This is a genomic window from Bradyrhizobium sp. LeoB3 (genome assembly GCF_055456055.1).
The window spans coordinates 1-6,050 of the sequence record NZ_JBVBEF010000190.1 but is presented as its reverse complement, the minus strand read 5'-3'; the positions used below and the strand labels follow the sequence as shown (position 1 = coordinate 6,050).

At 64.1% G+C, this 6,050-nt stretch carries 7 protein-coding genes and 1 other RNA gene; 5 read left to right on the top strand and 3 right to left on the bottom strand.

From position 1 onward, the window contains the following. Window positions 1-229: 229 nt before the first annotated feature. The 3 genes from ACZXDY_RS44170 to ACZXDY_RS44160 all read right to left on the bottom strand — a co-directional run bounded on the left by ACZXDY_RS44170 (window position 230) and on the right by ACZXDY_RS44160 (window position 2,252). Window positions 230-733, bottom strand: coding sequence for an Lrp/AsnC family transcriptional regulator (locus tag ACZXDY_RS44170; RefSeq protein WP_028169306.1), 504 nt, complete (start codon window positions 731-733; stop codon window positions 230-232). A 141-nt stretch (window positions 734-874) separates the two neighbouring features. Continuing rightward, a complete protein-coding gene (nudC, locus tag ACZXDY_RS44165; protein WP_464349798.1) occupies window positions 875-1,825 on the bottom strand; it encodes an NAD(+) diphosphatase in 951 nt (316 codons plus the stop codon). 7 nt (window positions 1,826-1,832) lie between these two features. Beyond that, the gene (locus tag ACZXDY_RS44160) at window positions 1,833-2,252 is read right to left on the bottom strand and encodes an HIT domain-containing protein (protein WP_464349797.1); all 420 of its coding nucleotides are present in this window, start codon (window positions 2,250-2,252) and stop codon (window positions 1,833-1,835) included. 192 nt (window positions 2,253-2,444) lie between these two features. On the opposite strand from ACZXDY_RS44160, the gene ffs reads away from it, so the two are divergent. From ffs to ACZXDY_RS44135, 5 genes are all read left to right on the top strand, one after another. Beyond that, window positions 2,445-2,541, top strand: an RNA gene (gene ffs / locus ACZXDY_RS44155) — signal recognition particle sRNA small type. A 109-nt stretch (window positions 2,542-2,650) separates the two neighbouring features. After that, window positions 2,651-4,468 carry a DNA polymerase III subunit gamma/tau gene (locus ACZXDY_RS44150; protein WP_464349796.1) on the top strand — a complete coding sequence of 606 codons (1,818 nt, stop codon included), beginning with the start codon at window positions 2,651-2,653 and terminating at the stop codon, window positions 4,466-4,468. A 92-nt stretch (window positions 4,469-4,560) separates the two neighbouring features. Further along, window positions 4,561-4,881 carry a YbaB/EbfC family nucleoid-associated protein gene (locus ACZXDY_RS44145; protein ID WP_028169302.1) on the top strand — a complete coding sequence of 107 codons (321 nt, stop codon included), beginning with the start codon at window positions 4,561-4,563 and terminating at the stop codon, window positions 4,879-4,881. Then, window positions 4,882-5,487 (top strand): recombination mediator RecR, encoded by a 606-nt coding sequence (recR, locus tag ACZXDY_RS44140; RefSeq protein ID WP_028169301.1) that lies wholly within the window; start codon window positions 4,882-4,884, stop codon window positions 5,485-5,487. A gap of 24 nt (window positions 5,488-5,511) precedes the next feature. After that, window positions 5,512-5,946 (top strand): hypothetical protein, encoded by a 435-nt coding sequence (locus ACZXDY_RS44135; protein ID WP_208828078.1) that lies wholly within the window; start codon window positions 5,512-5,514, stop codon window positions 5,944-5,946. The last annotated feature ends 104 nt before the right edge of the window (window positions 5,947-6,050 follow it).

Sequence of the window (6,050 nt, the reverse complement as noted above, 5' to 3'; positions counted from 1 at the left end):
GTCAGCGAGCAGCGCATGCGCGACATGTTCGAGACCGTGGATGCGGTGCTGCGCACGCATCCGGAGGTCGGCGAGTACAATCAGAAGATTTGATTGCGCCGCCGGCCACCCCCGCCGTCGTCATACCCCGCGCAGGCGGGGTATCCAGTACGCCGCGGCGTCTCAATCGAAGACGAACCTCTCTGGAATACTGGATCGTCCGCGTTCGCGGACGATGACAGTGGAGGGCTTAAGCCGCCGCCGGCACCGGCAGCGCGGTCACCGACTTGATCTTCTCCATCGCAAAGCGCGAGGTGACGTTCTTCAGCGGCACGGCGCTGATCAGCTTCTTGTAGAAGATGTCGTAGCTCGACATGTCCGCGACCACGACGCGCAGCATGTAGTCGACGTCGCCGGCCATCCGATAGAACTCCATCACTTCAGGCATCGCGCTGACCGCGTCGGCGAATTTGCGCAGCCAGGCCTCGGAATGGTCGGAGCTCTCGACCGACACGAACACGGTGATGCCGAGCCCGATCTTGTTCTGGTCGACCAGCGCAACCCGGCGCAGGATCACGCCATCGGCCTCGAGCCGCTGGATGCGCTTCCAGCAGGGGGTGGAGGACAGGCCGACCCGATCGCCGATCTCGGCAACTGACAGGGAGGCATCCTCCTGCAGCACGGTCAGGATTTTGCGATCGATGGCGTCGAGCCGGCGGTTGGCGTCATGCAGCGGAACGGCGAGGTCGGTCATGAGAAAAAAGTTCCATATGAAGGGGCTAAGTCCCTCATATAGAGAAAAATCTTCTAAGGCAAGCCTATTGGCTGTTCTCGGCCGGGCGGCCGATCTCGTCCTGTCCCAAAAACTCTTCAACTTCAGTACGTTGCGGGGCCACTATGCGCCCGCTGCGTCTTTCCCATGCAGCCAACGTCCGACCAAATGATGGGCTATGGCGAAAGGATGTGGACCAGCCAGGCCATCCGGATGCTGCCGCTTGAGCATCAAGGTCGCCTCCGCGCGATCGAACCAGCGCGCATCCTCGAGCTCAGTGCGGTCGACGATGATTTCTTCATTGGTTGCACGCGCGGTGCATCCGATCATCAGGGATGATGGATAGGGCCATGGCTGCGTCATGTAATAATTGACCTCGGTGCAGCGGATTCCCGACTCCTCGAAGATCTCGCGCCGGACCGCGTCCTCGATGGTCTCGGCGGCTTCGACGAAACCCGCAAGGCAGGAATACATGCCCGGAGGGAATTGCTTCTGGCGGCCCAGCAGGCATCTGTCGCCGTGGGTCACGAGCATGATGACGACAGGGTCGGTGCGCGGAAAATGCTCGGCCTTGCAGCTCGGGCATACGCGCTTCCAGCCGCCCTCCTTCATCGCGGTGCGCGCACCGCAATTGGCGCAAAAGCCGTGGCGCTGGTGCCAGGTCACCATGGATTTCGCCATCGCGATCGCCGAGAGCTGGTCGGGCGGGGCGGTGCCCTGCATCGCCATGCCGCGCAGCTCGGTGACGGCGACGTCGCTGCGGCCGACCAGCTTTTCCGCTGCTTGCGGCGCAATGCCCATGCCGAATACCGGCGCGCCATCGCGCAGGCCCAGAAACACCGTGCCCGGATTGGCGCCGAATTTCAGCGCCTCCTCAACCGAAAGCAGTGCCCGCGGACCGGCTTCCTCCTGCTTCACCACCAGCGAGTCGCGGTAGATCACGTAAGCGCGCGCGTCGCGGCGGCTTTCCAGCGCGAACAGCTTCTCCTCATTGGTGCGCAGATGCGCGGCGCGGTCGAGAACATTGGTGACGAAGGCCGGCTGCCCCAGCGGAAAATTATCGAATGCTGACATCTATTCTTCAACCCAACCAGATCTTGCGGCGAAGCGCGCTGATGAAATTCTGCACTTCTTCGGCATCATGTGCCAGCGGCGGCACCACGCCCCATACCGGGCGCGGCCAGGCGGCATCGCTGGTACGGCGCGCGATGATGTGGACATGAAGCTGCGGCACCGCATTGCCGAGCGCGGCGGTGTTCAGCTTGTCGCATTTAGTGATGTCCTTCAGGGCGCGCGCGACTCGGGTGATCTCGGTCATCAACTGCGCCTGCTCGACCTCCTCGAGGTCGATGATCTCCACCGCGCCCTCACGGCGCGGCACCAACAACAGCCAAGGGTAATTGGCGTCCTTGATGACCAGCACCCGGCAGAGCGGCAGATCGCCAATGTCGATCGTGTCTTCCTTGAGGCGTGCGTGCAGTGACCAGGTCGAGGCGGACATGCATATTTCCCCGTCATGGCCGGACTTGTTCCGGCCATCCACGTCTTGTCACAACGTAGAGGAAGACGTGGATGCCCGGGACAAGCCCGGGCATGACGGCACCTAAAGCCTTTCTGGCCTCCGGCACAAGCCCGGTGCGTTCCGCGCAGGCCACGCTTGCTTTCCGGCCCTATTGGCCCCAAATAGGGACCGGGAGATTGGCGGTGGACGAGCCACTCGCCAACCGGGTCAGGTCCGGAAGGAAGCAGCCCTAACGAGGTCCGGATCGGGTCGCTCGTCAGTCTCCTACCTGTTTTTCGAGCGAATCATGCAGAAGGCGGGCTGTTCCGCGGTTTTGCGCTTGATTCCGCTCCTTTCCGCAAAGCCGGCCCGAGAGACATTCAATTGCGGATCGACCAATGAACGACGCTGGCGCTCCTCCGAATCAGGCTGAAGGCGCCGGCCAGGCCGGCTTCGAAGCGGCAAAGCCCTACCGGGTGCTGGCGCGCAAATACCGCCCTTCAAGCTTTGACGATCTGATCGGCCAGGAGGCCATGGTGCGGACGGTCTCGAACGCGTTCGAGACCGGACGAATCCCTCAGGCCTGGATCCTGACCGGGGTGCGCGGGGTCGGCAAGACCACCACCGCCCGCATCCTCGCCCGCGCGCTGAACTATGAATTGCCCGACGGCTCGCTGAAGGGGCCGACCATCCAGATGCCCGTGCTCGGCCTGCACTGCCAGGCGATCATGGAAAGCCGGCACATGGACGTGCTGGAGATGGACGCCGCGTCCCATACCGGCGTCGACGACGTGCGCCAGATCAATGACAGCGTGCGCTATGCGCCGGCGAGCGCGCGCTACAAGGTCTACATCATCGACGAAGTCCACATGCTCTCGACCGCGGCCTTCAACGCGTTCCTGAAGACGCTGGAAGAGCCGCCGGAGCACGCCAAATTCGTCTTCGCCACCACTGAAATCCGCAAAGTCCCGGTCACGGTGCTTTCGCGCTGCCAGCGTTTCGACCTGCGCCGGGTCGAGGCCGACGTGCTGATGAAGCATCTCGGTAACATTGCGACCAAGGAAGGCGTCGAGGTCGAGCCCGAAGCGCTTGGCATCATCGCGCGGGCCGCGGAGGGCTCGGTGCGCGATTCGCTGTCGCTGTTCGACCAGGCGATCGCGCATGCGGCCGGAACCGTGCGCGCCGAGGAAGTGCGGCAGATGCTCGGGCTTGCCGACCGCACCCGGGTGATCGACCTCTTCGATTCGCTGGCGCGCGGCGATATCGCGGCGGCCTTCACCGAATTCCGCGCGCAATATGATGTCGGCGCCGATCCGGTGGTGGTGCTGTCCGACCTCGCCGAATTCGTCAATTTCGTTACCCGCGTGAAGATCGTGCCTGCTACCGCCGACAACGTGGCGTTCGGCGAGACCGAGCGCGTGCGCGCCCGCGAGTTTGCAGCCAAACTGTCGATGCGGGTGCTGTCCCGGATGTGGCAGATGCTGCTCAAGGGCATCGCCGAGGTGCAGACCGCCACCCGCCCGGCCGCCGCCGCCGAGATGGTGTTGGTGCGGATCGCCTATGTCGCCGACCTGCCGACGCCGGACGAAGCGATCAGGATGATTGAGCAGAATGGCGGAGGGTCGCCGGTGGTCGCGGGCGGCGCGACCGCGTCGCGGGCCGCGCCATCGGCGCCCATTTCCTCGATTGCCTCGTCGCCGGTGCGCGCTCCCGCGGCAATGCCCCGGGCCAGCGCGGAGGCATCGCTGCGACCGCAGGCAGCAGTGCCCGAGACCCAGTCGGCGCCGGCACTGCGCGTCACTAGTTTCATGCAGCTTGTCGCGCTTGCCGGCGAGAAGCGCGATTTGATGATCAAGGGCGCGCTCGAAGCGGATGTGCGGCTGGTACGGATCGAGGACGGGCGGCTCGAAATTGCGCTGGAGCCGCATGCCTCGCGCGGTCTCGTCACCGATCTCTCGCGCAAATTGGAACTATGGACCGGCCGGCGCTGGACCGTGATCGTCTCCAACGAAGCCGGGCAGCCGACCATTCGCTCGCAAAATCTCGCCGAAAAGAGCCAGCGCGAGCGCGCGGCCGAAGCCGATCCGCGGGTGAAGGAGGTTCTGGCGCGCTTTCCCGGCGCCAAGGTCGTCGAGGTGCGCAGGCTTGCCGCCGAGCCGGCGGAGACCGATATTGTCGGCGAAGACCCCATCGAGAGCGGCGACAGCGACGACTAACATGATCCGCGAAAGTGGGGCCGGATTTGCTTCGCGACAAACGCGCAGCGTTGGCGCGAAGATCATGCGCGAACAGATTGAAGGGACCACCGATGGCTGATTTTCTCGGCATGATGAAGCAGGCAGCGCAGCTGCAGTCCAAGATGCAGGCGATGCAGGAAGAACTCGGCAATGTCGAGGTCGAGGGCATTTCCGGCGGCGGCCTTGTCGCCGTGCGCATGAGCGCGAAGATGGAAGTCAAGGGCGTCAGGATCGATCCATCCCTGATCAAGCCGGAGGAACGCGAGATCCTCGAGGACCTCCTCGTCACCGCGCATAATGACGCGCGCCGCAAGGCGGAACTCGCGGTGCAGGAGAAGATGCAGGCGCTCACCGGCGGGCTTGGCCTGCCGCCCGGACTTGGTCTCACCTGAATGGCCGCAAGCGTCGCCGGACCTGAAATCGAGCGCCTGATCCAGCTTCTGGCGCGGCTGCCGGGCCTCGGGCCGCGCTCGGCCCGGCGCGCGGCGCTGCACCTCATCAAGAAGCGCGAAGCCCTGATGACGCCGCTCGCCGCGGCGCTGCAGGTGGCGATCGACAAGATCCAGGTCTGCAAGACCTGCGGCAATATCGATACCCAGAATCCCTGCACGGTCTGCACCGATCCACGCCGCGATCCTTCCATCATCGTTGTGGTTGCCGACGTCGCCGATCTCTGGGCGCTGGAACGGGCGAACGCGACCAATGGGCGCTATCACGTCCTCGGCGCGACGCTGTCGCCGCTCGACGGCGTCGGCCCGCAGGATCTCACCATCGATCAGCTCGTGGCGCGCGCGCATGATCCGCAGGTGAGCGAGATCATCCTGGCACTGAATGCAACCGTGGATGGCCAGACCACGGCGCATTACATCACCGATATGCTTCAAGAGGCCAATGTCCGGGTGACACGGCTGGCGCATGGCGTGCCGGTCGGCGGCGAGCTTGATTACCTCGATGAAGGTACGCTATCCGCAGCCATGCGGCAGCGAACGCTCTTCTAGGTGAACACAACGGAACTGAACGAGATGACGAACCACCGATTCGGCATTCGCCTGTGCTTTGCGGTCATTCTGGGGGCGGTGCTGACCGCGCCCGCCGCGCTGGCCCAAGAGGCGGAGGCTTCGCCGAAGCCGGGCAAGCCAATCCACGCTGGCGATGTGCTGTCGGGCGAGCTCAACACGCTGCGCGTCCGCGACATCAAGAAAGCCGGCAAGCGTACCGCGACCTATCAGTTGACCAGCGAACCGCGTCGCCTGCCGCCGCCGAACGGGCTGTGCAATCTCGAGACAGGTCCCGAGACGTTCCAGCTTGTCCCCGCCAATGACGCGCAAGCCGCGCAACTGAGGCCTTTTGTCGGCAAGGAAATCTCGGTGAAGGTCGACGAAGTTGCCTGCGCAGAAGAAGCGGGGCAGATGAGCGAGGCTGTTGTCACCAAGTGGAGCGTGGTGACGAAGCATTGAGCGCTCTCAGCCGTCGTCCCTGCGAAAGCACTAGGGTACGTACAAAACGCGGTTTGGCGTGAGTGCGGCAAATCGACTCGCTGACGTCGTGAGGGATTCCCAAA

Bases quoted from the DNA above. Each gene is read 5' to 3' on its own strand.
- ACZXDY_RS44170 (WP_028169306.1), bottom strand. From the start codon at position 733: ATGACCGACCTCGCCGTTCCGCTGCATGACGCCAACCGCCGGCTCGAC.
- nudC (WP_464349798.1), bottom strand. From the start codon at position 1,825: ATGTCAGCATTCGATAATTTTCCGCTGGGGCAGCCGGCCTTCGTCACC.
- ACZXDY_RS44160 (WP_464349797.1), bottom strand. From the start codon at position 2,252: ATGTCCGCCTCGACCTGGTCACTGCACGCACGCCTCAAGGAAGACACG.
- ACZXDY_RS44150 (WP_464349796.1), top strand. From the start codon at position 2,651: ATGAACGACGCTGGCGCTCCTCCGAATCAGGCTGAAGGCGCCGGCCAG.
- ACZXDY_RS44145 (WP_028169302.1), top strand. From the start codon at position 4,561: ATGGCTGATTTTCTCGGCATGATGAAGCAGGCAGCGCAGCTGCAGTCC.
- recR (WP_028169301.1), top strand. From the start codon at position 4,882: ATGGCCGCAAGCGTCGCCGGACCTGAAATCGAGCGCCTGATCCAGCTT.
- ACZXDY_RS44135 (WP_208828078.1), top strand. From the start codon at position 5,512: ATGACGAACCACCGATTCGGCATTCGCCTGTGCTTTGCGGTCATTCTG.